This is a genomic window from Aquimarina aquimarini, assembly GCF_900299535.1.
GTDB classification, from domain to species: domain Bacteria; phylum Bacteroidota; class Bacteroidia; order Flavobacteriales; family Flavobacteriaceae; genus Aquimarina; species Aquimarina aquimarini.
Window position 1 is genome coordinate 133,792 of the sequence record NZ_OMKE01000039.1, and the last position, 24,554, is coordinate 158,345.

General features: G+C 31.3%; 25 protein-coding genes. 5 read left to right on the plus strand and 20 right to left on the minus strand.

Annotated features, from left to right (window positions below):
* Window positions 1-41 precede the first annotated feature (41 nt).
* From DG508_RS16205 to DG508_RS16240, 8 genes are all read right to left on the minus strand, one after another.
* Entirely contained in the window at window positions 42-2,447 is a 2,406-nt protein-coding gene (locus DG508_RS16205) for a glycoside hydrolase family 31 protein (RefSeq protein ID WP_108869150.1), read from the minus strand.
* Window positions 2,448-2,480: 33 nt separating this feature from the next.
* Window positions 2,481-4,391, minus strand: coding sequence for a 1,4-alpha-glucan branching protein GlgB (gene glgB / locus DG508_RS16210; RefSeq protein WP_108869301.1), 1,911 nt, complete (start codon window positions 4,389-4,391; stop codon window positions 2,481-2,483).
* A 13-nt stretch (window positions 4,392-4,404) separates the two neighbouring features.
* Window positions 4,405-5,676, minus strand: coding sequence for a glucose-1-phosphate adenylyltransferase (locus tag DG508_RS16215; RefSeq protein ID WP_108869151.1), 1,272 nt, complete (start codon window positions 5,674-5,676; stop codon window positions 4,405-4,407).
* Window positions 5,677-5,683: 7 nt separating this feature from the next.
* Entirely contained in the window at window positions 5,684-7,096 is a 1,413-nt protein-coding gene (locus tag DG508_RS16220; RefSeq protein ID WP_108869152.1) for a glycogen synthase, read from the minus strand.
* Window positions 7,097-7,360: 264 nt separating this feature from the next.
* Window positions 7,361-8,161, minus strand: coding sequence for a DNA alkylation repair protein (locus tag DG508_RS16225; RefSeq protein WP_108869153.1), 801 nt, complete (start codon window positions 8,159-8,161; stop codon window positions 7,361-7,363).
* 139 nt (window positions 8,162-8,300) lie between these two features.
* Window positions 8,301-8,666: a hypothetical protein gene (locus DG508_RS16230; protein ID WP_108869154.1), complete on the minus strand. Its 366-nt coding sequence runs from the start codon at window positions 8,664-8,666 to the stop codon at window positions 8,301-8,303.
* A 77-nt stretch (window positions 8,667-8,743) separates the two neighbouring features.
* Complete coding sequence (locus DG508_RS16235) at window positions 8,744-9,448, minus strand: helix-turn-helix transcriptional regulator (protein WP_108869155.1); 705 nt, start codon at window positions 9,446-9,448, stop codon at window positions 8,744-8,746.
* Window positions 9,448-10,761, minus strand: a complete 1,314-nt coding sequence (locus DG508_RS16240; protein ID WP_108869156.1) for a cation:proton antiporter domain-containing protein — start codon at window positions 10,759-10,761, stop codon at window positions 9,448-9,450. The genes DG508_RS16235 and DG508_RS16240 overlap by 1 nt, the downstream gene beginning before the upstream one ends.
* A 241-nt stretch (window positions 10,762-11,002) precedes the next feature.
* Between DG508_RS16240 and DG508_RS16245 the strand changes: the two genes are divergently transcribed.
* A complete protein-coding gene (locus DG508_RS16245; protein ID WP_108869157.1) occupies window positions 11,003-12,262 on the plus strand; it encodes an NAD(P)/FAD-dependent oxidoreductase in 1,260 nt (419 codons plus the stop codon).
* A gap of 2 nt (window positions 12,263-12,264) precedes the next feature.
* Here the strand turns inward: DG508_RS16245 and DG508_RS16250 are convergent, their stop codons facing one another.
* The 3 genes from DG508_RS16250 to DG508_RS16260 form a co-directional block, all read right to left on the minus strand.
* Window positions 12,265-12,831 (minus strand): hypothetical protein, encoded by a 567-nt coding sequence (locus tag DG508_RS16250; RefSeq protein WP_234418252.1) that lies wholly within the window; start codon window positions 12,829-12,831, stop codon window positions 12,265-12,267.
* 72 nt (window positions 12,832-12,903) lie between these two features.
* Entirely contained in the window at window positions 12,904-13,716 is an 813-nt protein-coding gene (locus tag DG508_RS16255) for an SH3 domain-containing protein (RefSeq protein WP_108869158.1), read from the minus strand.
* An 88-nt stretch (window positions 13,717-13,804) separates the two neighbouring features.
* Window positions 13,805-14,242 (minus strand): hypothetical protein, encoded by a 438-nt coding sequence (locus tag DG508_RS16260; protein WP_108869159.1) that lies wholly within the window; start codon window positions 14,240-14,242, stop codon window positions 13,805-13,807.
* A gap of 251 nt (window positions 14,243-14,493) precedes the next feature.
* Between DG508_RS16260 and DG508_RS16265 the strand changes: the two genes are divergently transcribed.
* Window positions 14,494-15,168 (plus strand): sterol desaturase family protein, encoded by a 675-nt coding sequence (locus tag DG508_RS16265; RefSeq protein ID WP_108869160.1) that lies wholly within the window; start codon window positions 14,494-14,496, stop codon window positions 15,166-15,168.
* Window positions 15,169-15,171: 3 nt separating this feature from the next.
* Here DG508_RS16265 and DG508_RS16270 read toward each other — a convergent pair whose 3' ends face one another.
* From DG508_RS16270 to DG508_RS16280, 3 genes are all read right to left on the minus strand, one after another.
* Entirely contained in the window at window positions 15,172-15,477 is a 306-nt protein-coding gene (locus DG508_RS16270) for a DUF1272 domain-containing protein (protein ID WP_108869161.1), read from the minus strand.
* 13 nt (window positions 15,478-15,490) lie between these two features.
* Window positions 15,491-15,940: a pyridoxamine 5'-phosphate oxidase family protein gene (locus tag DG508_RS16275; protein ID WP_108869162.1), complete on the minus strand. Its 450-nt coding sequence runs from the start codon at window positions 15,938-15,940 to the stop codon at window positions 15,491-15,493.
* Window positions 15,941-16,117: 177 nt separating this feature from the next.
* The gene (locus DG508_RS16280; protein WP_103867050.1) at window positions 16,118-16,780 is read right to left on the minus strand and encodes a pyridoxamine 5'-phosphate oxidase family protein; all 663 of its coding nucleotides are present in this window, start codon (window positions 16,778-16,780) and stop codon (window positions 16,118-16,120) included.
* An 84-nt stretch (window positions 16,781-16,864) separates the two neighbouring features.
* On the opposite strand from DG508_RS16280, the gene pdxR reads away from it, so the two are divergent.
* A complete protein-coding gene (gene pdxR / locus DG508_RS16285) occupies window positions 16,865-18,352 on the plus strand; it encodes a MocR-like pyridoxine biosynthesis transcription factor PdxR (RefSeq protein ID WP_108869163.1) in 1,488 nt (495 codons plus the stop codon).
* 28 nt (window positions 18,353-18,380) lie between these two features.
* On the opposite strand, the gene DG508_RS16290 is transcribed toward pdxR, so the two are convergent.
* The 4 genes from DG508_RS16290 to DG508_RS16305 all read right to left on the minus strand — a co-directional run bounded on the left by DG508_RS16290 (window position 18,381) and on the right by DG508_RS16305 (window position 20,089).
* Window positions 18,381-18,770, minus strand: a complete 390-nt coding sequence (locus DG508_RS16290) for a ribosomal maturation YjgA family protein (protein ID WP_108869164.1) — start codon at window positions 18,768-18,770, stop codon at window positions 18,381-18,383.
* Between the two features lie 29 nt (window positions 18,771-18,799).
* Window positions 18,800-19,372, minus strand: coding sequence for a pentapeptide repeat-containing protein (locus DG508_RS16295; RefSeq protein WP_159090872.1), 573 nt, complete (start codon window positions 19,370-19,372; stop codon window positions 18,800-18,802).
* Window positions 19,373-19,381: 9 nt separating this feature from the next.
* Complete coding sequence (locus tag DG508_RS16300; RefSeq protein WP_108869166.1) at window positions 19,382-19,759, minus strand: VOC family protein; 378 nt, start codon at window positions 19,757-19,759, stop codon at window positions 19,382-19,384.
* A gap of 138 nt (window positions 19,760-19,897) precedes the next feature.
* Complete coding sequence (locus DG508_RS16305; protein ID WP_103867056.1) at window positions 19,898-20,089, minus strand: cold-shock protein; 192 nt, start codon at window positions 20,087-20,089, stop codon at window positions 19,898-19,900.
* Between the two features lie 283 nt (window positions 20,090-20,372).
* Between DG508_RS16305 and DG508_RS16310 the strand changes: the two genes are divergently transcribed.
* On the plus strand, window positions 20,373-21,758 hold the full coding sequence (locus tag DG508_RS16310; protein WP_108869167.1) for a right-handed parallel beta-helix repeat-containing protein: 1,386 nt from the start codon (window positions 20,373-20,375) through the stop codon (window positions 21,756-21,758).
* Window positions 21,759-21,870: 112 nt separating this feature from the next.
* A complete protein-coding gene (locus tag DG508_RS16315) occupies window positions 21,871-22,770 on the plus strand; it encodes an EamA family transporter (RefSeq protein WP_108869168.1) in 900 nt (299 codons plus the stop codon).
* An 8-nt stretch (window positions 22,771-22,778) separates the two neighbouring features.
* Here DG508_RS16315 and DG508_RS16320 read toward each other — a convergent pair whose 3' ends face one another.
* Both DG508_RS16320 and DG508_RS16325 read right to left on the minus strand, forming a co-directional pair.
* Window positions 22,779-23,672 (minus strand): phospholipase A, encoded by an 894-nt coding sequence (locus DG508_RS16320; protein WP_108869169.1) that lies wholly within the window; start codon window positions 23,670-23,672, stop codon window positions 22,779-22,781.
* 229 nt (window positions 23,673-23,901) lie between these two features.
* The gene (locus DG508_RS16325) at window positions 23,902-24,543 is read right to left on the minus strand and encodes a hypothetical protein (protein WP_108869170.1); all 642 of its coding nucleotides are present in this window, start codon (window positions 24,541-24,543) and stop codon (window positions 23,902-23,904) included.
* Window positions 24,544-24,554: the final 11 nt, after the last annotated feature.

Here is a 24,554-nt window from a genome sequence, read left to right on the forward strand (position 1 = left end):
AATAATCTATATAATACCTAAAATACCGATAAAGCGCACTATTATCCAGCTGTAATATGTACTTCTGTAAAGTTTTTAGGAACTATAACTATATTATTATTCACATCAAATTGTACACTGTCAAAAGAAACTACCACATTGTCAATCTCAATCTCTTGGATAGTAAAAGGAATTCCTATTAGTTCTATTTTTATAAAATCATAATCGGTGATATAGCTTCCATTTTTATGTTGTTGAATGATAATTTCATTTTCTTTTCCTGTAAATGAAAAACTTCTAAGACTATATCTACCTTTTGTATAATCATATCCATCCTGTGCATCTTCATATACTTTGGACACTTCTTTATCTCCAAGTTTATAATATACTTCCAGTTTTAATTCGTCTATTTCTTTCTCTCCTACATATTGTTGTACTGGATATTTTGGAATAATTGCCCCTTCTTTTATAAATAACGGAATAATATCCAAATCTGCATCAACCCATTGTTCCATTCCTCCTTTTACATACTCACGAGTCCAATAGTTGTACCAATTACCTCTAGGAACGTACATTCTTCTTCCTTTTGCATTAGGTTCTTGTATTGGACATACCAAAATTTGGTTTCCAAAAACAAATTCATCTGTTCTATAGTGTGTTTGTAAATCATTCTGATCATATAGTACTAATGATTTTAACATAGGTATCCCTTCTTCTGCATACTCCCAAAACATGGTGTATAAATAGGGCAACAATTGATATCGTAATTCAACATATTTTCTTGTTACATCTACTACTTCTTCTCCAAATGTCCAAGGTTCTTGATTACCATGATCTCCTGAAGAATGTGTTCTACAAAATGGATGAAATACTCCCAATTGAATCCATCTAGCATATAATTCTCCTGTTGGATGTTCTGCAAAACCGCCTATATCACTACCAGTAAACGACATACCACTCATACTCATTCGCTGTGCTTGTATATTGGCTATCCAGAGATGTTCCCAAGTGGCAATGTTATCCCCAGTCCAAGAAGAAGTATATCGTTGTGCTCCAGAATATGCTGATCTTGTAATGATAAATGGTCGCTTAGGGTATGCAAAACGTTTTACGCCTTCGTATGTTGCTCTAGCCATCTGAGTACCATAAATATTGTGTGCTTTTCTATGACTACAGTAATTACCATCATAGCTATGACGAACATCATTGGGAAATGTTTTATCTGGAACCTCCATTACTGCAGGTTCATTCATATCATTCCACACCCCTTTTACACCAATCTCATCTATAATTTCTTTAAATAAACCTGCCCACCATTCTCTTACTTTCGGATTTGTAAAATCTGGAAAAAAGCATTCTCCAGGCCATACTTTACCTCTCATATAAGGGCCATCGGCTCTTTTACAGAAATAATCATTCTGCATAGCTTCTTGATATACAGAATACTCATCATCTATCTTGATTCCTGGGTCAATAATTACTATAGTTTTAAAACCATCTTCTGCCAATTCTGCGACCATACGTTTTGGATCAGGAAAATATTCTTTATTCCAGGTAAAACACCTAAAACCATCCATATAGTCAATATCCAGATAAATAGCATCACATGGAATCCTTAGTTCTCTGAATTTTTGAGTTACTTCTTTTACTTTTTTTTCGGGATAATAACTCCATTTACATTGATGATACCCTAATGCCCATAATGGGGGTAGTTCTGGTTTACCAGTGAGATCTGTATACCGTGTTACTACATCCTGCATATTGGGGCCATAGAAGAAATAGTAGTTCATTTCTCCTCCTTGCGCCCAAAAACTAGTTACATTACGCCTCTCATGACAAAAGTCAAAAAATGTCTTGAAAGTATTATCAAAAAATATCCCATACGCTCTTTCTTCATACATCCCTATATAAAAAGGAACACTTTTATATAAAGGGTCTTGGTCTTTACCATATGCATATTGATCAGTAGCCCAGTTTTGTAATCGTTTTCCTTTTAGGTTAAGATGCATAGGTTTATCACCTAATCCGTAATAACATTCTCCTTGAGGCGCAGATTTACTCATTTTTACTATGTTACCTCCGTATTCATAGCTTTGTTCCCAATGAAACCCCCAATCATCTTTGCAAATCACATTGCCATCATTATCATAGATTGCCACATGAATATTAGCTTTTGCAATACGAATGGTAATTTTTGCGGTGATTATAATATATTCATCATCTCCTTCTTCTACTTTAAGAATACTATATCCTCTTACACCATATTTGCTGATAGCATACGAGAAATCTTTTTCAAAATTATTATCTGTAGCATACCTAAACCGGATTACACTACCCCGTAAAATTGTAAGTTGTAAAATAACTCCGTTTTCTGTAGTAAAATTTAGTGTATCAACATGCTGTGAAAAGGAAATAATCTTACCGGGAAACATATTTCCTTTTTGTTCTAATTCTGTATTAATGATCATATGTTTCTCTTTTTCTAATTAGGTTATGTTTTTTTAATTCTCTATTCTAAAAATAAGTGCTGCTAGTGGAGGTATTACAATTTCTACTGAATATTCTCTAAAATGAGATGCTACTGATTCTATACTTATCGCTTTTGAATTAGATACTCCACTACCACCATATATAACAGCATCACTATTAAATAATTCTATTAACTTTCCTGTATCTGGTAGTCCTATTCGATAACTATTTCTAGGAACAGGAGTAAAATTACACACTATCACTAGACGATCATTTATTTGGTTCCCCTCTCTTATATAAGCTATTACAGAGTTCTCATGGTCATCATAAGAAATCCATTCAAAACCAGCATCTTCAAATTGTCTTTCATACAATGCAGGAGTTTCTTTGTATAACGTGTTTAAATCGGTAACAATTTTTTTAACTCCATAATGATATTCATATTGTAATACATACCAATCCAAGCTTTGCCGAAAATTCCATTCTTCTCGTTGCCCAAATTCTCCTCCCATAAATAAGAGATTACTTCCAGGGTGGGTAAACATATAGGTATATAGCAACCTTAAATTGGCAAATTGTTGCCATTCATCACCAGGCATTTTATTAAGTATACTACTTTTGCCATGCACTACTTCATCATGCGATAAAGGAAGCATAAAGTTTTCTGTAAATGCATAGGTGAGGCTAAAGGTAATTTCATTTTGGTGGTGTTTTCTGTAAATTGATTCTTTTGCAAAATACTGAAGTGTATCATTCATCCACCCCATCATCCATTTCATACCAAAACCTAATCCTCCTATATCTGTTGGGCTAGAAACCATAGAAAAAGAGGTAGATTCTTCTGCTATTGTTTGTACATCAGGAAAACAACGATATACCTCCTCATTGAGCTCTCTAATGAAAGCTATGGCTTCAAGGTTTTCTCTTTCGCCGTATATATTGGCATCCCATTCTCCTTCTTCTCTAGAATAATCTAAATATAACATGGATGCAACGGCATCTACACGTAATCCATCTACGTGGTATTGATCTAACCAGAAAATAGCATTGCTTATCAAAAAACTCTTTACTTCATTTCTACCATAATTAAAAATCAGACTTTTCCAGTCTGGGTGATATCCTTTTTTTCTATCAGGGTGTTCATATAAGCATGTACCATCAAATAAACCTAATCCATGGCTATCTTCTGGAAAATGAGAAGGTACCCAATCTAATAAAACTCCTATTCTGTTTTGATGAAATTTATCTACCAATACTTTAAACTCTTCGGGGTACCCAAAACGTGATGTTGGTGCAAAATATCCAGTAATCTGATATCCCCATGAGGGATCATAAGGATGCTCCATTACTGGCATTAATTCTACATGAGTAAATCCCATTTCTTTTACATACGCTACTAATTCGTCTGCTAATTCTATATAGGACAGAGATCTATTTTCTTCTATTTTTTTTCTCCAAGACCCTAAATGTACTTCATATACAGACCATGGAGCATTGAGTGCATTATTTTTTTTACGTGTATTGATCCACTCAATATCATTCCATTGATAATGATCTTCCCAGACCACAGAGGCAGTTTTGGGAGGGTGCTCAAATCGTCGGGCGTATGGATCTGCTTTTTCAGTAATAATCTGATTGTGATTAGAGTGAATTTTATATTTGTACAAGGTTCCTTTTCCTATTTTTGGAATAAACCCTTCCCAAATACCTGATTTATCCCATCGCACAAACAATTGATGTTCTGTTTCATTCCAATGATTAAAATCTCCAATTACAGCAACAGACTTGGCAGAGGGTGCCCAAACCGAAAAATAGGTTCCTTCTACTCCATTTACACTAGTGATATGTGATCCTAATTTTTCGTATAAGCGATAGTGCTTCCCTGCCTTAAAGAGGTTGATATCAAATTCAGAAAAAAAACTATAAGAAACTACCTTGCTCATATATTGCTTTTTATTATAGTTTAAACCCATTAGGGATTATAGTTCCATTTTTGATGACAACAACTCCTTCTCTTACTACATATGATTCTTGTTCTGTATCTACAAGATGTGCCCCTCCGTTAATGATGACATCATCACCTATTCTTGCATCTTTATCTATAATTGTATTTGTAATTGTACATCTGTTTCCTACTCCAATAGCTGGAATCCCTTTCATACGATCATTTTCTAATTCTGTTAAGCTTTGATATGAATTACTTCCTATCATATAGGTATTCTTGATAGTAGTGTCATTTCCTATTCTAGATCGTATTCCTATCACAGAATGTTCAATTTCTTTAGCATTAATGATACATCCTTCTGCAATCATTGATTTATCCAATTGTGTCCCTGATATTTTTGATGGTGGCAGTATTCTAGGACGTGTTAACACCGTATTTTCTTTATTAAATAGATCAAATTGAGGAATATCATCGGTTAAACTAATATTAGCTTCAAAAAATGAAGATACAGTCCCTATATCTGTCCAATATCCTGTGTATTGATAGGCTAATACTTTGTGCTTATTGATAGATTCTGGAATTATTTCTTTTCCAAAATCTACTGTATCAGGGTTAGACAAAATATCAATTAATAATTGTCTGTTGAAAATATAAATCCCCATGGATGCCAGGTAGTTTCGGTTCTCTTTTTTCATATCCTCATGTACCTCAGATTCCCACCCTGATAGTTCTTCTGCTTTTGGTTTTTCTATAAAAGATGAGATAAAACTATGGTCATCTGTTTTTAGAATTCCAAACTGTGTTGCTTCTTTTGCCTTAACAGGTATGGTAGCAATAGAAATATCTGCTTTTTTTTGTATATGAGCATCCAGCATTTCGTTTAAATCCATTTGATATAATTGATCTCCTGATAAAATCAATGCATATTCAAATTCATGATTTAATAACTGATACATTGATTGTCGTACTGCATCTGCAGTACCTTGATACCATGTTTTATTATCTGGAGTTTGTTCTGCTGCCAGAATATCAACAAATGCACCACTAAAATTACTAAAAATGTAGGTGTTTTTTATATGCCTGTTTAGCGATGCCGAATTAAATTGTGTGAGCACAAACATTCGTTTTATATCGCAATGAATACAATTAGAAATTGGTATATCTACTAATCGATATTTTCCGGCAATAGAGACAGCGGGTTTAGATCGCTGGTCTGTAAGAGGTGATAATCTAGTACCTTGGCCTCCTCCTAGAATAATGGCTAGAACTTTTTTGTTGATCATTTATTGTCTATTGGTTGGTTAGTGATTCATATATAGTAATATATTGATGAGCTGACTGGCTCCAAGAATGATCTATTTTCATAATTTGATGTTGTATTCCTCTGTATTTTTGTTGATCTTCATACAAGTTTATAGCCCGTTGTATAGAGTAACAAACATCCCAAACAGAGGTATTCTCATGGCATATACCAAAGCCATTTTCTCCGATATCAATAACTGTATCTTTGAGCCCTCCTGTTTTTCTAGTAATTGGTACTGTTCCGTATCGTAAGGCATATAGCTGATTTAAACCACATGGTTCTACTCTAGATGGCATCAGCAAAAAATCAACTCCTGCATAAATAATGTGGGATAACCTCTCATCATATCCAATATGTGTATTGTATTTCCCTGTAAACTCGTTTATCAAGGATTGCAACTCTTCTTCTACTTCTAAGTTACCTGAGCCTAAAACAACTATACTACAATCAAAATTTGTTAAGGTTTCTCTTATAATTTCTGGTAATAGATCGGCTCCTTTTTCTTCTACTAGTCGTCCTATAAAACCAAAAAGAGGTTTATTTATGTCTAAACCAAAGTGATTACAAATCCATTTTTTATTTTCTTTTTTTCCTGATACAACCGTGGTTTCTTTATAATTTTTAATAATCATTGGATCGGTTTCGGTATTCCATGTATGCGTATCAATGCCATTAAGAATTCCAATGCATTTTTTCTTCTCGTGGCGTAAAAGTTGTTCTAACCCATTTGCTTTTTGTTGTAATTCTTGCATATAAGTAGGTGAAACTGCAGTAACTCTCCATGCACACTTTATCCCAGACGCTAGTGGATTTATACAATTACTCCAATCTAACAGACCTATTTTATTATGATCAAAAGGAGGTAAATAATGCAACTTATCATAGGATAGTTGTCCTTGATATTGAGCATTGTGAATCGTAAGAACAGTAGGTGTTTTTTGTAGCTTTGCAAACTGGTCACAATGAGAAACCAAAAAAGGGATTAAACCTGTATGATGATCATGGCAATGAATAATGTCTGGGATATTGTCTGTATTGGTTATCCAATCAAGAACTGCTAGCTGGAAAGCAATACATCTTTCTGCATCATCATCATAATTATATACATTAGGTCTATCTAAAAGCCCTTTGATATATACACGGTAAGCCTCGAATCCTAATTGTGGAGACAATATTTTTTCTATAGAATATCGATATGAAGTATCACCAAGGTGAATCGTATTTTTATATATTGATTTACGTCGTGACGTACTATTAAATTGATTGTCATAATACGGTGTTATAATACTTGCTGTAACACCTACATTGTTTTGATATTTTGGTAAAGCGCCTACTACATCAGCTAACCCACCAACCTTTGCAATAGGATAGCACTCAAAACTTGTGTGAAGAATATTCATAAAATAAAATCAGCTGGTTTCTTTAGTTTTTTAATTATTTTAAAGCTATAAAAAACCTACTAGAAACCAGTTGTATTACCTATAAAAAGAAGCAGTATTAATGATTATTTAATAAAAAAATAACTAAAAAATTTCATTATTAATATTGATGAATTTATATATACTTTACAGTAAAACATTTTACCCTTTCATGTATTACGCAAAACACTTACAAACAACAGTTTAAACCCTTATTACAAATACTTTAACCCCACAAAAAAACATCTATTTATTGATTGTACGTAAGGCTTTTTTAAGAATATATGCTGTTTCTTTTGAAGGAGAGTCTTTTTCCCATTCATTACATATTTTTTGTACCCAATCAGGTCTTGTTTTACTAGCATCATTTAACCAGTTACCAACAGAATCTCTTACATATTTTGAAGTATCAGATTTGAGAGGAGCTAATAATGAGATTGCTTTTTCTGGATGCTCTTTAAGAGCATCAATCTTTTTTGTCCACACTCCAATAGGTCGAATGGCTTCTATAGCATATCGTCTTATATTTTCATCTTTATCAAGAACCCATTTTGATAATATCTCAATTGTTTTGTCTAAATTTTTGATAATCGCATCTTTACTTGCAAAAATCGCTACTTCTCTAACTCCAAAATGAGAGTCAGCAGCATAAGGGCGTATTGCTTCTAATTTTTTATCAATTTCAGTTTCTTTTAAACCGATCCATTGTGCTGCCCAACACCTAGGAACATCAGATACATGATTGTATAGATATGTAAGTATATCTTTATCGTGAGTTAATTGAAAAAATGTAGCTCCTATGACTTTGGTATTAGAATTTGCAGAAGGTTTTTTTTGCACAGCTATTGCTTCATAAAAACTATCATACCATGCTGGTTTTTTGATCTCATCTAATACCTTTTTAAGAAGTGCTAATTGATTTACAGATAACCATTCTGTAAGATTTGCTGTCTCTATCAATCCATTATTTAAATACTCCATGACCTCGTCATCAATATCTTTAAAACTTCTCGCCCCTTTTCTATTACTTATGTGTTGTGGAATCATATTATCTAGTTATAATCAATATTTAGTATGTACTCAAATTTAGTAGTTTATTATTTATTCTTTTTTTAGCCTTGAAATTTCACATATAGAAATCGAGTTTATTGGTGTTATTTCAGAATTAAAATAATAGTATTCAAAATTATTCTTCGAATCTATTAAACGTATCAAAATGATACATCTGGATAGATTCAGGTTTTATAATACTAAAAATTGCTGTTGCTTCCTTATTATTTTTTATGTCTATAGCAGAAGATTTGGCAGAGTCTATATCGCTCCAATAAATAATATCAATATATCTTCCATCTTCGTTACTAGCTGTAATTCGTTCTACAAATCCATAATATAACTTTATAACATCATTAAAAGATGACAATGCCTTTTCTGCTTCTTTTTTAGAATACCCAGGATTTATTTCAAACAATACGACCTCTACTACTTTGGCTTGGGTATGTATAGAAGAAAAAGAATTGGGTTTTTGTGTAGTATTAAATAATAGGTTGACCATGATTAATTAAAATTGAGTATTTATTTTAACCAAAAGTAAATCCAGTAAATGACAACCCTATGTCAGTAGTATTTATTTTAAGGAAAAGTTGAAGAAAAATTATATGCTTCTGCTTGTTTTTTATAGTATTCTTCTAGACTAAAATGCTTAGAAGAAAATATTTCATGAGTTTCAATAAGGTTATGTATACGATCTGTTCTAAACTCTCGATATTCTTTTCTCAACCGACAATAAGTAATCATTATCCAGGTATTATTTGTAAAATACACACCTAATGGCTCTACCTTTCTTTTACTATATTCTCCAGAAGCTTTGGTATACTCCATTTCTAATACTCTATTATCTGTAATTGCTTGTTGAATTACTGATAAAGAAGTACTGGGTTGCGTTTGAATTTTATTATATGTAAAAACACGTTGTTCAAGAATCTTTAGCTTTTCTTTTTGCGTCGTTTTGAGTACAGCAATTACTTTATCAATTGCCTCCTGATACTCATTAATTAATGATTGATCATTATTTGTTTTTATAATCTTTGAGGCAGTAAGCAAGGCATTAGCTTCTTTTTCTGTAAACATAATTGGTGGTAGTGAATACCCATCTACCAGATAATATCCTGTACCTGCTTCTGCACCAATAGGAACCCCCGCTTCTGTAAGTGCTTGCATATCTCTATAGATCGTTCGCATACTTACATCAAACTTATCAGCAAGTTCTGATGCCTGAACAATTTTTTTGGATTGTAATTTTACTAATATCGCTGTTAATCGATGTAACCGTTTCATTACTCTGTTTCATGTTGATCAGAGGAAGTAGTATCACTTAAATCACTCAAATCGGTTGTATTATTAATAAAATATTCTGTTTCTTCTATACTTTCTATTGGTTCATCGGTTACCAATTCTTCTACTGGCCTTTTCTTTTTATCTCTTATCATTCCCCCAGTCATTATTAAACTGGTTCCAATAATAACAAATAATAAAATTCCTGGTTCAAAACCTTCTATCATTGCTTCTGCTGGAATTGCATAAAATAAAAGTACCGTAATTAATCCTCTTGGAGCTATAAATAATTGGGGAGAAATATCTTTTCCCATAAAAACACGTAACAACCCATAGCGTATGACATAAATAGAGATTAATATCAAAAGACTAATCAAAGTAACCTTAAGACTTAATAATGAAGAAAGCACAATTGTAATTCCAAAAATCACAAAAAATAAGGTACGTACTACAAATGCAGTCTCTGCGGTAATTACATGTAATTCATGATAAATTGATTTTGCTTTTTCTAGATCTAGATATCCTCGAAGTTTACCTTGAAAAAATAATTTCATATTTGCTATAACCAATCCAAAAATCAAAATTATTATCAATGACGATAGATGCATCTTTTTTCCTAGTGCATATAACAACAATAACACGGCAATCAATAAAAATAACTTTACTTGACTTTTAATTTTTTGAAATATCAATATAATTGCATAACTCGCTATTAGAGAAATTACTATGGTAATAATCAGATTTAAGAAAAATCCCCCTACCCCAGCATCTTCTGCTGGATTTAATCTACCTGTCAAGAAATAGAATAACATAATCCCTAAAATATCAGAAAATGTACTCTCATAAATATGGAATTCTTTTTTGGCAAGTGATAATGAAGAAACACTAGGGATTATAATAGCACTAGATAATATAGATAAAGGGGTGGCATACAACCATGCAGACTCCATCGTCATTCCTTCCACCAATGCTTTTAGAATCACTGCGGCTATAAATGTAGAAGCGACTAATCCGATTAAAGCAATAGCCATAGATTTAAGAATGGGCATGAGCTTATCACTTTTGAGCTCTAGCTCTAGAGCAGCTTCGAGTACAATCATAATCAGCCCAACAATACCTAATATCTCAAGCATGGGGAAAAAATCAATAATATCACCTCCAAAAGATTTAAGGATATATTGGATTACAATTCCTAGAATGATTAATAATAATACTGCGGGAACGTTTGTTTTTTTTGCTACTCCATTAAAAACAAAAGACAGTATGATGATAAGTGAAACTCCTATAATGACATTGTATGAAGAAAAAATTTCCATAGATAGGTTTAAAGGTTGATTATATTAAGTTGATTCTATAATTGAACGAAAAGATAGTAAATTATTTTAAAGTAAGTGGTTTACTTTTATTCTGTTTGTCGACTGATAAAACTATCTTCCAGAAATGCAGGTTTTTACTAAATAAATCCATTTTTATATTATTTCTTCTTTATGTAACTTATGTTACATATATCCATTCTTTTATCTTCTAATTTTATTAGGAATAAAAATAGTAAAGAAAATGACCACACATCATCAAATCTTAATTGTTGGAGGAGGAACAGCAGGTATAATGACTGCTACTCAACTATTAAAAAGGGATAAAAACTTGAATATAGGAATTATAGAACCCTCAGAAAAACATTATTATCAACCAGCATGGACCTTGGTAGCTGGAGGTGCTTATAAATTTAAAAATACATGGCGTTTTATGGCTGATTTAATTCCTGAAAAAACAACTTGGGTAAAGGATTATGCCATTGTAATTAATCCTGAAAATAATAGTGTGACAACTGAGTCAAATGGTGTAATAACTTATAATTATCTTGTTATAGCTCCTGGATTGATTATGGCTCCTGAGCTTATAGAAGGTTTACCTGAAGCCATAGATAAAGGTGTTGCATGTAGTATCTATATTGATCCAGAATATGTTTGGTCTAGTATAAGGAATTTTAAAGGAAAAAATGCAGTTTTTACACAACCCGCTACACCAATAAAGTGTGGTGGCGCTCCGCAGAAAATCGCATATTTAACTGCCGATTATTTTAAACGAAAGAAACTACAAAACACTGTAAATATTACTTTTGCAACTCCTGGAAGCGTCATCTTTGGTGTAGAACCAATTAAAAAAACTTTAATGAAAGTAATCAAACGTTATGGTATTGATTTTAAGCCTTTTTATACCTTATATAAAATTGATTCAGAAAATAAAATTATATATTTTAAAAATAATAGCCCAGATGAGAACAAATGTATTATAAACAAAGATGCTACATCAACTACAAATAATAATCCTGAAACGATAGCAATTCCTTTTGATTTATTACATATTGCACCACCTCAAACAGCTCCTAAATTTATAAAAGATTCTATTTTGGCAAATAAAGAAGGATGGCTAGATGTGGATCACTACTCATTACAACATAATAAATTTATAAATATATTTGGTGTAGGAGATGTAGCTGGATTGCCCACCGCCAAAACTGGGGCGGCAATTAGAAAACAAGTTCCCGTTATTGTAGACAATATTTTACTATTACTACGACAAAATAAATTAGGTGTTAAATCATACAATGGCTACTCCTCCTGTCCTTTGGTTACTGGATACGGAAAAATGGTTCTTGCAGAATTTGATTATAAAAGCCAATTCGTACCAGACCCCAAACTCAAACGAATGTTCATCTTTGATAGTAGTAAAGAACATTGGAGACTCTGGGTATTCAAAAAAATAGGACTCCCTTATCTATATTGGAATAAAATGATGAAAGGAAAAAACATATAATATTACACCAATTCTCTTCTTAATTCATTTAGCGTAATATTACTATTAATAAGCCTTGTAATTACTTCTTCACGAAACTCTTCTAAGTCATCATAATCATAATATTTTGCCCATTTATGAGTTTCTAGAAGATTTTTTATCTGCTTGATAAGTTTTCTTGTGGCATCAGCAGAGCGCAACACAGCTACTTGATCATAATCAGGGTTGTCTTTATGCATGTAGCTTACTTTTTTGTATTCAAAATCTACAGAAATATAGTAAGCATCGACATCTGGATCAAGGTTTTCTCTAAAATCTGACCAATCCGCAAATCCTAATCTTAAATCATCTATCTCTACTGGTAAATCAGATACCAAACGCCATTGGCAATTTGCAGCTCTACCCCAATGGTTTGATAATCTGTATACACCATGCTTAGTATAATAATAAGTACTACCTGAGTCACTCCTGTAATTAGGTTTTCTTCTTGATATTTCTCGTAACGAAGCTCCTCTAAATACACAATACGTTTTATTAAAAAAGTTATATCGTGTATATACTTTTACGTGTTCCTTTTCCTGTTGTTCCAATCTTTTCTTTTTTTCCCGATGGCAAAGAAATCACATTTTTTCGGGAAAGTAAAAACAAGTTTTTAACAAAATTTATTTTCTGCTTTTATAGTTCTCTGGTAACAACTTTTCTCCATCCCATGTAAGATTACATTGTTGTTTTATAGTTACATACCATTCTGTTTCTTCATCTTTCATTTCTCCTTGTTCTTCTTGATAAACAATTACATTAGGTATTCCTCTATCATCATCAGGAAATATATATTTTGATTCGTAATGATATAAATCTCCATCACTAATTTCTGATGTATTGGCAATATTGCTTAATTTTATTCCATTCCAAAAAAGATATGACTTCCCTCCATCAACCCCACAAGATTCGCTCTCATTGTCAACAATAAGAATATCACGAATATTTTTCACTCCTTTATTACCTTCGTTTTTAATACTAAATCCTCCATTACCAACTAATCGTATAGACAATTCATTTATGAGTTTATTTTTATTTATAGCTCTGACATTTACAGAAGTAATTTCATCTTTTTTGGATAAAATAAATAGAAAAGAGTCTTCTTTATTAGTACTCCCAACAAGTTTATCCATAGCTATTAACCCTCCTACAACATATCCAATAGTGTTTTTATAAGCTACCTTATACCAGAGCGATACAATTCCTTTATAAGTATATGTTACTTTTGTTTTTTCTAATATTTTCACTTCACTTCCTATAGGTAATAAAATGATAGTTTCAGAATTAGTATTTGGGGCTTCTCTTAGTTTGACATTATCACCAAACATGTGATACGCTTGATCAACATTAAAAATGTATTCTTCACTATATCGTTGTCCCCTTACGTTAATTAATGAGCATAAAAATAAGATTAAAAAACATTGTATGTTTCTCATTATAAGTTTTTTCAATAGTTTAAATTATTAGTATGTGTATTCGTAACTTTATTTTAACAGGGTGTAAAAACTATAATTATATTACTTCTCACTTTCGCTGTGATACTATAATATTATTTATAATATTCAAGCATTTAAATTTTACTGGATTCTCTCCCCATTGAAACGAATTAATGATTTTTTCATTTGTAACATCAAATTCCAGTTGTTCTCCTTCATAATCTTTATCTTTTTTAACACCTACTATCGGTGTTATTTCTATGATTGCTTGTTTGTTATGAATTGAATCATTGGTATGGTCTAGAAACCTTTCGGATACATGAATATTTTTTATAAATGGCTTCCTATTGTTCTCATAACATAATTTTCCCTTTATATGATAACTTATAAGAGATTGACTATTGAATAAATTAAGTTTACTTTCAATTATTTTAACTTCAAAAGTTTCAACAGTTAGGGTATTTTGTTTAGACCACCATCCTATTGTATGGCTTTCTTTTATTTCAACTTTTGGGTTTCTAGGCATCAGTAATACTCTTTAATACAATACACTAAGAGTGGTTATAATCAAACTATTCCAAATTATTATTTTTGTCATTTTTGGTAGAATAAGTTTATTACAAATATATGCGCTATTAATACTATGAAATCCCCCCTTTTTCAGTGAAAATATATGGTATTAGATACTGATATATCATTAAAAAAAGCAAATTCGTATATTACAATGATTTTTATAATTCCTAATTATAAAATAGGAAATAGAACCCAACTTTAAGAATGTCTATTACAAAATATCTCGATTATATACAAAATCCTTGGTCTTTTTGGGGAATATTATTTGTTGCTAACATAATAATGTTTTTACTCACAATCATAACCAGTTATGTATGGTCTTCTGTTTATAAACATAAAAAATTACCACTGGAAAAGAACGATATTATTGCATCTATTCTGGTAGTATTCATCAATGTAATTATTGCAATTCCAGGTTATTTATTATTTATTAATTCTAAAATTACTTTTACTGACACCAATTTTTTAAGAGATTTTATAGTACTTTTTTTTGTTGTAGATATTTTGATGTATTTATTTCATTATGCATCTCATTATATCTGGCCATTCAAACTATTTCATGAAGCACATCATGAACATTATAATTTTAATGAGATCAGTTTATATGTAATGCATCCTGCTGAGGCTATTCTATTTGGTTTTGTATTGACAATCATCCCCTATTTGTTACCACTTAATTTATATAGTTTTATTGTTTTTCTTGTATTTAATTGGTTAATAGGCGTATTATCACACCTAAACACTTCTTCTAATAGAGCTACAATAGTATTTGGAAACAATGTTTTTCATAAAAACCACCATGAATATTCTAAATATAACTTTGGTTTTTATACAGTAATTTGGGATAAGGTTTTTGGCACGTATTTTCCTAAAAAATAAGTACTATCGTTTACGAGGGTTTATATTTATGAAAACCTCTAAAACTTTTTCAAACTTGCTTTTATTTATAGGTTTATGTACTATTTTGGTACTTGTAGGATATTTTTCTATGCAAGCACCAGTAAAGCAATTTGTTGGTCGGGTAGGTCTTTTTTCAAAACCACCACCACAATTAGGACACACATTATATAGAATTGTATCTACACAATTCGTACAATAAGTACACTCAAAAGTACAAATCATAGCTTCATCACTAGTATTAGGTAACGCTTTATTACAATTTTCACAAGTGGGTCTCATTTCTAACATATGTGTGTTCTTTTTATGGTTTATATTGTTTTATTGCTTCTTCTATTTGCTGTTGTTCTGTCGTCTCAGGATATATGATATATTTTGGCGCAAGAATAGGTTTTACTTTTTCTATATAAATATTGGTTATACTAGAAAAAGGGTATTTGTCTGTAGTTAGTATTGATAAAGACGCTTTCATGGATTCAAAATTTGCATTCTCTTTTGTCAGTATCTTTGCTTTCCCTTTTAATTGATATCCTTTTTGGATAAATACATCTATAAAACTGATACATACATTAGAGTTTTGTTTTATATTTCTGATCGTTTGCGGTGAAGCTATATTAGCTACTATAATTTCAGATTCACCAAAATATGTAAATACTTCTTTTGGTGATACATTAGGAATATTGTCTTCTGATGAAGTTGCCAGCCAGCACAAAACACTTTTATCGATATACATTTTTATTTCATCAGTCAACATAGTTTTTATTTTAATCCTCTTTATATATTAGAACTTCGTTATGAAGCTAGAAAGTACAATAAAAAGGTGGGGGTTAATTTTAGCATGCACCGTACGGTTCAATTTAAAAACACAGTGTAACATTCATTTTTACAAAACTTACAAGATGAAATAGATTTTCTAATGCATAAAGCGAATTTAATAGGTATTTTCTTTTACATAATTAAGTACCGCATCTGGTATTTTTATTCCTTTATCCAAAGCTGGATCAGAGATTGCTGGTTCTGCTACCATTTTTAATGGTACAATTCCTGCCCAAATTGGTAGCTCTAGATCCTTTTGCTCATCGACTACTCCTTCTGCCCTAACTTTTGCAGATGCTGTTTCTATAGAAATCTCTAATATCAAAGTAGCATTAAACTCTTTATCATTAGGATATCGCACATTATCCCAATGACCTGGAACCATATGATTTAATATACATTTTAGAGCGTCCATTTTTGTGTCAGGATCATCTACTCTATTTACTTTACCAAAAATATTGACCGATCTATAATTTGCAGAATGATGAAATGCAGATCGTGCCAATACTAAACCATCTAAATGTGTGACAGATACACTAGCTTCTCCTGCTTTGAGTAAACTCAACATCATTCGGTTTTTTAATGAGCCATGTATGTATATTTTATCGTCTATTCTACCATAAGCTGTAGGTATAACAATTGCTTTATCATCATATACATATCCAATATTGCATAAAAATGCATCATCTAATATTTTATGAATACTTGTCACATCATAAGTTGCCCTTTTTGAGCCACGAATTACTTTATTGAGTTTTGATATTGAATATTCTCCCATAATTTCCTTTTATTTCTTGACCAAAAATAATAGTTTTATGGTGTGCTATAATAATCCAGTTTGCACAAAACTAATAGTCCAGTTATGTTTCCTTTTAAAAATAATATTATACTTGTTCGTAATCATACTCGTAATTTATATTTACAGCTATGTGATCAGATTATCGGATTTATAAAATCTGGAAAATTGCCTCCGTCTACAAAATTACCAGGGTCTAGGAAATTAGCAGATGACTTAAACATACACCGCAAAACTGTTATTGCTGCATATGAGGAGCTTGCATCTCAAGGTTGGATAGAAACAATTCCTGCTAGAGGAACTTTTGTAATGGCATCATTACCTGTCATCAAACCTAAAAACTTTGATCTATCGGTAACCAAATCTAAAACAAAAAATAAAAGTAATTTTTCTTATACCACCAGACCACATCTGGTACGTAGACCTACTAATGTTGCTCAACATTCTATAAAAATTGATGATGGAATACCCGACCACAGGTTAGCTCCTATTGAGGAAATTGCCAAAGTATATAGAAATATTACCAAGAAAACACATTATCAAGAGTTATTGACTTATGGTTCTATATATGGTAATCTGGACCTTAGAAAAACTCTGGCAACTTTTCTTAATCAAACCAGAGGGTTACGTGTTACTATAGACAATATTTTAATTACACGTGGTAGCCAGATGGGAATCTATTTGGTGAGTCAATTATTACTATCCTCTAAAAATAAGTTTATTGTTGTTGGTAATACAAATTATATGACTGCCGATAATACATTTGAAGAAGCAGGAGGTAAAATTATATATATTCCTGTAGATAAGGAAGGGTTGGATACTTATGCTCTTAAAAAATTATGTGAAACCAGAAAGATTGATGTTGTATATGTTACTTCTCATCATCATCACCCAACTACTGTAACCCTATCTGCTAAACGGCGTATGCATTTATTACAACTTGCACAACAGTATCATTTTGCTATTATAGAAGATGATTATGATTATGATTTTCATTATAGTAATGCTCCTATCTTGCCACTAGCTAGTAATGATGAGGATGGAAATGTAATTTATATAGGTGGTTTCACCAAGCTTATTGCTCCTTCAATGCGAATTGGATATCTCGTTGCTCCTACTGATTTTGTTGAAGAAGCAGCCAGATTAAGGCGAATTATTGATCGTCAAGGAGATACTATATTAGAACAAACCTTGAGTCAAATGATTACTACAGGAGATATACAAAGACATTGTAGTAAAGTACTTAAAATTTATAAATCCCGTCGAGATCTATTTTGTAAATTACTAGAAGAAAAACTCAGCTTTTATTTTGATTTTGAAATTCCTAAAGGTGGTATGGCTGTATGGGTAAAATTGCATACTTCTTATAATTGGGATGATGTTTCTGAGAAAGCTACTGCTATTGGCCTAAACTTAAGTACTAACTGGAGGCGTTATGATAATAATAACTCTGGACATAATGGTATTCGTATGGGGTTTGCCTCTCTGAATGAACAAGAAATTTATCAGGTTATTGATAAACTAGTAAAAGTGTTTGAATTGATTGAATCATAGTAAAAAGAACCTTATTCTACATGGTCTTTTATTGCTTTTTTATATCCTTATTATAGTTATTCTCTTTTTCAAACCAAATTACCACTATCGCACCAAAAGTATATGCTATTATATCCAACCAAGAGAACGATTTACCTAATATAATTGGGGCTAATGTACACTCTTTTAATCCCATTATACCAATAATATCAAAATATTGTAAAATCTCGAGTATATAACATACCATGAGAACTACTATAACCAATGGTATTGTTTTTATCTCAAAAAAGCTTTTTACTGCACAATACAACAGAATAACAAATATAGTATCTCCTATATGTGGACGTATAATAACATCATCAATAAAAACTGCAATGATAACTTCTATAAGAAATAAAGATACCGTAAAGGTGAAATTTTTTTTTTCGAATCTAAACATTATGTATAAAAATTATAATGTATGTTTACTTATAGTTCTATTTCTAAATCATATTTAGACAATAAACCTAATACTCCTGATATATTAAATCTTGCTTTTCGTATTTTATTTCTTTCTGGATCTATCGTGTAATTGATAGCTGACTTAAAATCAGTTTTTTCTGCGATTGTATTATCAAAAATAGCACCATATAAATTACACTCATTTAATATAGATCCACTAATATTTGCTGCTGTAAAATCAACCTCTTTTAAACTACAATGATTGAACAATGTGTTTTTGATAGGAAAATCATAAAAAGAAGTATAATCCATATGACAATGATCAAACTCTACTTGAAATAAAAAATCACTACAGCTACTAAAATTCATTCCTAACATTTTACAAGAGTAAAAAATCACCTCTTGAAAAGATGTTTTTTTATTAAGTGTTTTATTAAAATTACAAGTATCAAACCTACATTCTAAAAACGAAACTACAGACATATCTGTATTGCTAAAATTACAGTTAATAAATATACAATTGTCATATTCCTTAGAGGGGAGTTTTTGTTCAGAAAAATCCTTATTTTCAAAAGTTGTATCTATAATCGGTTTACTCATATTCATAGGTTAATTGATTCTCCAAGGTGGATTTTTTCTATTATCCCCTGCAAAATACAAAATGATTTGATTTCCATCAGGATCTTTTAATCTGGCTTCACGCCATAACCAACGCTGATCTGTTGGCATTTGATCAAATTGAATTCCTTTGGTAATAAGACGAGCCACTTCTTGATCTAATTCTTCAATTTCAAAATAGATGTATATTCCATCTATAGTGGGTATTTTTTCTACTTGATGAATAGAAAAAGTAGCTCCTCCTTCTATACATTCAAAACGAGCATAATGAGGTAAAGACTCTACAATAAGATGTAATCCTAATTTTTTATAGAAAATAATGGATTTTGAGACATCTAGTGACGGTACTGTAATTTGGTTGAGATTCATATTTTTATGATTCTTTTGTTTGTAATAAGTACTATATTCTTTTCCTTATAAAGATAAAAATAGCTGTGCTCAAAATATAAAACAATAAAAGCCCATCAATATGATGAGCTTTTAAAATTAAACTTGAAAGTATATGTATTAAATAACTTTTACGTTTACTGCATTTAATCCTTTGTTTCCTTCTTTTAGATCAAACTCAACTTCATCGCCTTCACGAATTTCATCTATTAATCCAGAAATGTGTACAAAGTGATCTTTGTTAGCACCTTCTTCAGTGATAAAACCAAAACCTTTAGCGTCATTGAAGAATTTTACTGTTCCTTTACTCATTGTAATTTAATTAAAATTTATAATACTATTAGTTTTGCAAAGATGATGCCAATTATTTGATTTATAACTAAATAATCCATTATTTTTTCAAAAGAGCTTTTTGTTTATTCTTTTTTTTCCTGAAATATGTCTTTAAATCACCAGATAATCAGTGTATTTACATTTATATAACTAAGAAATAACCTACATACTTCTTGTTCTATATCATATACTATAACTTGTCATTATCAATTGATTTTAATAGATTGTAAACTATTAACGAACTTAATTTTTACACCCTCTCATGAAAAACCTAACCAATTACCTACTTATTCTTGCTATGATTTTTATTGCTTCATGTAGTAATGAAGATATAGATACTAATGATTCTGGAAATGGAACCAGTTCTGAAGATTTAGACGAAAACGGATTACCAAAAATTATTTTTGATATACAATTACCTACTATGTCCAATGATCAAGAGTATATTATTGATTTGGCTCGTTGGGATATTCCTAATAATAGAACAGATGCAATTAAAACTACGGCAAATTTACAAGCGGCAATAGATTGGGCTCACCAAGAAGGCTATAGTAGAGTTATATTACCTACTGGGGAATATCTGGTTGGTGAAGATGTAAATAATATTTACCAAGGAGGGATAGAAATTTATGAGAATACTGAATTTGTATTTAGCCCAGGTGCAATTTTAGAAATTGACACTAATAATAAATGGAACTATTGTGTTATCAGCCTCAAAGGAGATAATATTATTATTCGAGATGGTACTATAAAAGGAGATAGAGATACGCATGTTTTTACACCTCGCGAAAATGATGGGAAAACTGCGCATGATGAAGGTCATGGTATTTGTGTTTGGAATAAAAGTAATCAGGTATTAGTAAAAAACATGATTATTCATAATTTGACAGGAGATGGCTCTTTGGTACTAGATGCAAATGATGTCACTTTTATAGATAATAATATTTATAACAACAGACGACAAGGTATATCTATCGTTGGAGGTACACGTATTGAAATAAAAGATAATGAGATACACCATATTAATGGTACAACTCCTCAATTTGGTATTGATATTGAAGGCCCTGGACGTATAGATGAAGATATATTAATTCATAAAAACTATTTTCATCACAATACTGGTGGTGATATTGTAAATACCAGTGGAGAAAATGTGTATATTCTGGATAATAGTATGGAACAGGGTGATGGAAATACTTATGTAGATGGCCCTATAGTAAGTTGGCATAAAACTCATACTATTATTGCTAGAAATACCATTACTATGGATTCTGGATCAGTTAATGGACGATTAGGGTACATTCAATACTCAAGTGGTGGTGATAAAGGGCATAACCGAGCCACTTATGTACATGATAATGTTTGTAATAATTGTGGTATGTATATGTATAAAAGTGCTGATGCAGATGTTCGACGTAATAAATTTCTTGGCTATTTTGTAGCTTTTAGTGATTTTAAAAATGTAGTGTTAATTGATAACCTAGTTACTTATTCTCAAGAACATCCTAACTTAAGGTTTTGCTGGTCATATCGTTTTAAAGAAGTTACGGGTTCTGCTAGTGGTAATCTTCTGGAAGATACGCTAGAAGAAATACCTTTATCAGAAACCACAACATATACTATGCAATGTGTGCTGGATGGTTGGTAACAACTATTTGATATATAAACAAACCTATGTATTGTCTGTAATAAATTTCTCTAGATTAACTTTTATAAATACTTCACTTTGCAAAGTTGTTTAAAAACTTATCTTCGCGCCCATGTGGATGTATTTAGGTCTTTTGACAGCTTTATTTTTAGGATTACACAACTTATGTAAAAAACATGCAGTACAAGGAAACGAGGTATTCCCAGTGCTGTTGGGCACAATAGGATCAGGTTTTTTAGTACTACTTCCTGTTTTTATTGGCTCAGTCTATTTCCCTGATTATATTAATAAAATTGGGTTTACTATTACTGATATTTCATGGAAAATTCATGGTTTTATTTTTATAAAATCAATGATTATGGCTGGATCTTGGGTTTTAGCCTATCAAGCTTTAAAACATTTACCTATTACGATTGTTACTCCTATACGTTCGGCAGGTCCTTTTTTTACATTTATAGGAGCTATTTTAATTTATCAGGAAAAACCTAATTTTTTACAATGGATTGGCTTTTTCCTTATTATTTTCTCGGTATTACTATATTCTAGAATTGGAAAAAAAGAAGGTATAAATTTTAAAAAGAATAAATGGATATTTGCAATTATTGGTGCTACTTTCTTAGGGGCTTCTAGTGGATTGTATGATAAATTCTTGATTCAGAGCTTACAATTAAATCCACAGACATTACAATTTTGGTTTTGTTTCTACATGAGTATAATTCTGCTAATCATCTTATCGATTACTTGGTTTCCTAATAAAGAAAAAAGAAAAGCATTTAAATGGCGATGGAGTATTCCTGCTGTTGGAGTTTTATTACAGGCTGCAGATTATTTCTATTATAAAGCACTTCAAGACCCTGATGCATTAATTATGTTATTATCTGCTATAAAAAGAAGTCAGATACTAATTGCAGTTGTCATTGGTGGTTTAGTATTTAAAGAGAAAAACAAACGCAAAAAGTTAATTCCTTTATTGGGTATTATGATGGGTGTATTTCTGATTTTGTATTCTTAATTAAGTATTTATCTCCATTGTAAAAGAGATAAACCTACTCCAAAAGTTGTTTGTTTATGATTATAATCAATAAGACTTTCTCCATATCCGTGAAATACCTGAGCATGAACTTGCAAATGCCCTAGTATTCTAACTGCATAATCCAATGTAACACTCCCTCTACTCTTGCTACCTCCACGCAACGAATGTTTTGCCAGAATACTAACATCATGTCGCCCTCTAGAAAATGCAGATAGTACCTCCATGCGTCCTATGTAATTTTCTATTCCAGGGTTATTATTTTCTATAGGATCTTCTGGAATTCGCCACCATGGACGTAATACTACACTCCAAGAAGGAGTCTCTAATCCTAATTGCATTACAACTCGATTCCAACTTCGAGATAAAGGATTTGATCTTCCATTACTCTCATGGTTAATCCCAATTCCTGCAAATGTGCCATTAATCCCAAAAAACTTGTACGGAGTTGGAAAAATCAACATAACTTCTGGCTCATAATTGGTCTCTCTAAAAGGTCTGGAAATATGAGGGCTATACAATTGCCATCTCGAAGATTGAGTGTATGCAACCCACAAATCTCCACCTATTTTTTTACCGAGTAAATTGCGTACTGCTCTCGTCTTAAAACTCAGCTGAAATTTTAATTCTGTATTAAAAAAATCAGAAGGTTCTTCTACAGAATTAAGTGAATTACCGCTCATTGGCTGATTATTCATATCTGATGTATAATTAGCCAATAAGAAATAGACTGGTTTATACGGTATTATTTTGAATAATTTAGTAGAATCATTATGGATTTGCCAACGTTCTGTCAAACTTTCGCCTGGATCATCTAGCAATTTTTGTGCTTGAATAAACGAGCTACAAAAAATTACTATAAAGAGAGAAATGAATGTTTTCATAAGTGCAAATTAAGATAAAAACACACAAACAAGTACTAAAAAAGTACTTCTATTCAGTAGTACAAGATCATCTATACTTAGATTTCTCATTTAGAGCTACTCATAGAATAAAAAAGATATTATAATACTCTATTATTACTCACTCAGTAAGATTTTTATGCTTCAAAGTTTGCTTCTAAATTAAAGGTTCTCTTCAAATGAATACTTCATGGGCTAACTTCAAGCTAATTTATTTTTTGAGAATTGAATCATTTACTAAATGATGTACCATTTTATTTGTAAAACTACTAGCCGCAGATTCTATAGAAGATGGATCAATTAATGAAGATTGCCCAGTCCAGACAACAGTCTCTTTTCCTTTGTATATTTCTTCTTTAAGGTTGTATAAGATGGCTTCTATCAAATATGATTTTGACGGAACATAGTAGCCTGGAGTTCTAATCGTTTCATAGCGTCTTACTACATATTTTCCTACACGATAATACCCCCCTGGCATTACATAATCCTGACCATGTTTATAACGTGAATTTTCTTTTGAATCGATAAGACTAATAGTGATTACTGCATCTACTTTATTTTCTTTTATAATAGCAATCAAATTTTCTGGGGTTAATTTTTCTTTAGTCATTTTAGGAGGAAAAATAGTGACCCCTTCGATTGCATTATACCCTTGATCTGCCAGTTTTTGAACAGCAGTTTTCTCAAACTCATTTCGTGCTTTTAGGTTATCACTAATTCCTATAACGGCAATTTTAGTAAAAGTATCCCCATAATATCCCTCTTTTGTCCAACTAGACCCTAGCTTATGAGAACAAGAGCTAATAATTAAATAGATTGTAAACAAAACACCTAGCTTCTTTATTATTTTCATTTCAAAGTAAT

Coding starts and splice junctions, on each gene's coding strand:
- DG508_RS16205 (WP_108869150.1), bottom strand. CDS start 2,447: ATGATCATTAATACAGAATTAGAACAAAAAGGAAATATGTTTCCCGGT.
- glgB (WP_108869301.1), bottom strand. CDS start 4,391: ATGAGCAAGGTAGTTTCTTATAGTTTTTTTTCTGAATTTGATATCAAC.
- DG508_RS16215 (WP_108869151.1), bottom strand. CDS start 5,676: ATGATCAACAAAAAAGTTCTAGCCATTATTCTAGGAGGAGGCCAAGGT.
- DG508_RS16220 (WP_108869152.1), bottom strand. CDS start 7,096: ATGAATATTCTTCACACAAGTTTTGAGTGCTATCCTATTGCAAAGGTT.
- DG508_RS16225 (WP_108869153.1), bottom strand. CDS start 8,161: ATGATTCCACAACACATAAGTAATAGAAAAGGGGCGAGAAGTTTTAAA.
- DG508_RS16230 (WP_108869154.1), bottom strand. CDS start 8,666: ATGGTCAACCTATTATTTAATACTACACAAAAACCCAATTCTTTTTCT.
- DG508_RS16235 (WP_108869155.1), bottom strand. CDS start 9,448: ATGAAACGGTTACATCGATTAACAGCGATATTAGTAAAATTACAATCC.
- DG508_RS16240 (WP_108869156.1), bottom strand. CDS start 10,761: ATGGAAATTTTTTCTTCATACAATGTCATTATAGGAGTTTCACTTATC.
- DG508_RS16245 (WP_108869157.1), top strand. CDS start 11,003: ATGACCACACATCATCAAATCTTAATTGTTGGAGGAGGAACAGCAGGT.
- DG508_RS16255 (WP_108869158.1), bottom strand. CDS start 13,716: ATGAGAAACATACAATGTTTTTTAATCTTATTTTTATGCTCATTAATT.
- DG508_RS16260 (WP_108869159.1), bottom strand. CDS start 14,242: ATGCCTAGAAACCCAAAAGTTGAAATAAAAGAAAGCCATACAATAGGA.
- DG508_RS16265 (WP_108869160.1), top strand. CDS start 14,494: ATGTCTATTACAAAATATCTCGATTATATACAAAATCCTTGGTCTTTT.
- DG508_RS16270 (WP_108869161.1), bottom strand. CDS start 15,477: ATGTTAGAAATGAGACCCACTTGTGAAAATTGTAATAAAGCGTTACCT.
- DG508_RS16275 (WP_108869162.1), bottom strand. CDS start 15,940: ATGTTGACTGATGAAATAAAAATGTATATCGATAAAAGTGTTTTGTGC.
- DG508_RS16280 (WP_103867050.1), bottom strand. CDS start 16,780: ATGGGAGAATATTCAATATCAAAACTCAATAAAGTAATTCGTGGCTCA.
- pdxR (WP_108869163.1), top strand. CDS start 16,865: ATGTTTCCTTTTAAAAATAATATTATACTTGTTCGTAATCATACTCGT.
- DG508_RS16290 (WP_108869164.1), bottom strand. CDS start 18,770: ATGTTTAGATTCGAAAAAAAAAATTTCACCTTTACGGTATCTTTATTT.
- DG508_RS16295 (WP_159090872.1), bottom strand. CDS start 19,372: ATGAGTAAACCGATTATAGATACAACTTTTGAAAATAAGGATTTTTCT.
- DG508_RS16300 (WP_108869166.1), bottom strand. CDS start 19,759: ATGAATCTCAACCAAATTACAGTACCGTCACTAGATGTCTCAAAATCC.
- DG508_RS16305 (WP_103867056.1), bottom strand. CDS start 20,089: ATGAGTAAAGGAACAGTAAAATTCTTCAATGACGCTAAAGGTTTTGGT.
- DG508_RS16310 (WP_108869167.1), top strand. CDS start 20,373: ATGAAAAACCTAACCAATTACCTACTTATTCTTGCTATGATTTTTATT.
- DG508_RS16315 (WP_108869168.1), top strand. CDS start 21,871: ATGTGGATGTATTTAGGTCTTTTGACAGCTTTATTTTTAGGATTACAC.
- DG508_RS16320 (WP_108869169.1), bottom strand. CDS start 23,672: ATGAAAACATTCATTTCTCTCTTTATAGTAATTTTTTGTAGCTCGTTT.
- DG508_RS16325 (WP_108869170.1), bottom strand. CDS start 24,543: ATGAAAATAATAAAGAAGCTAGGTGTTTTGTTTACAATCTATTTAATT.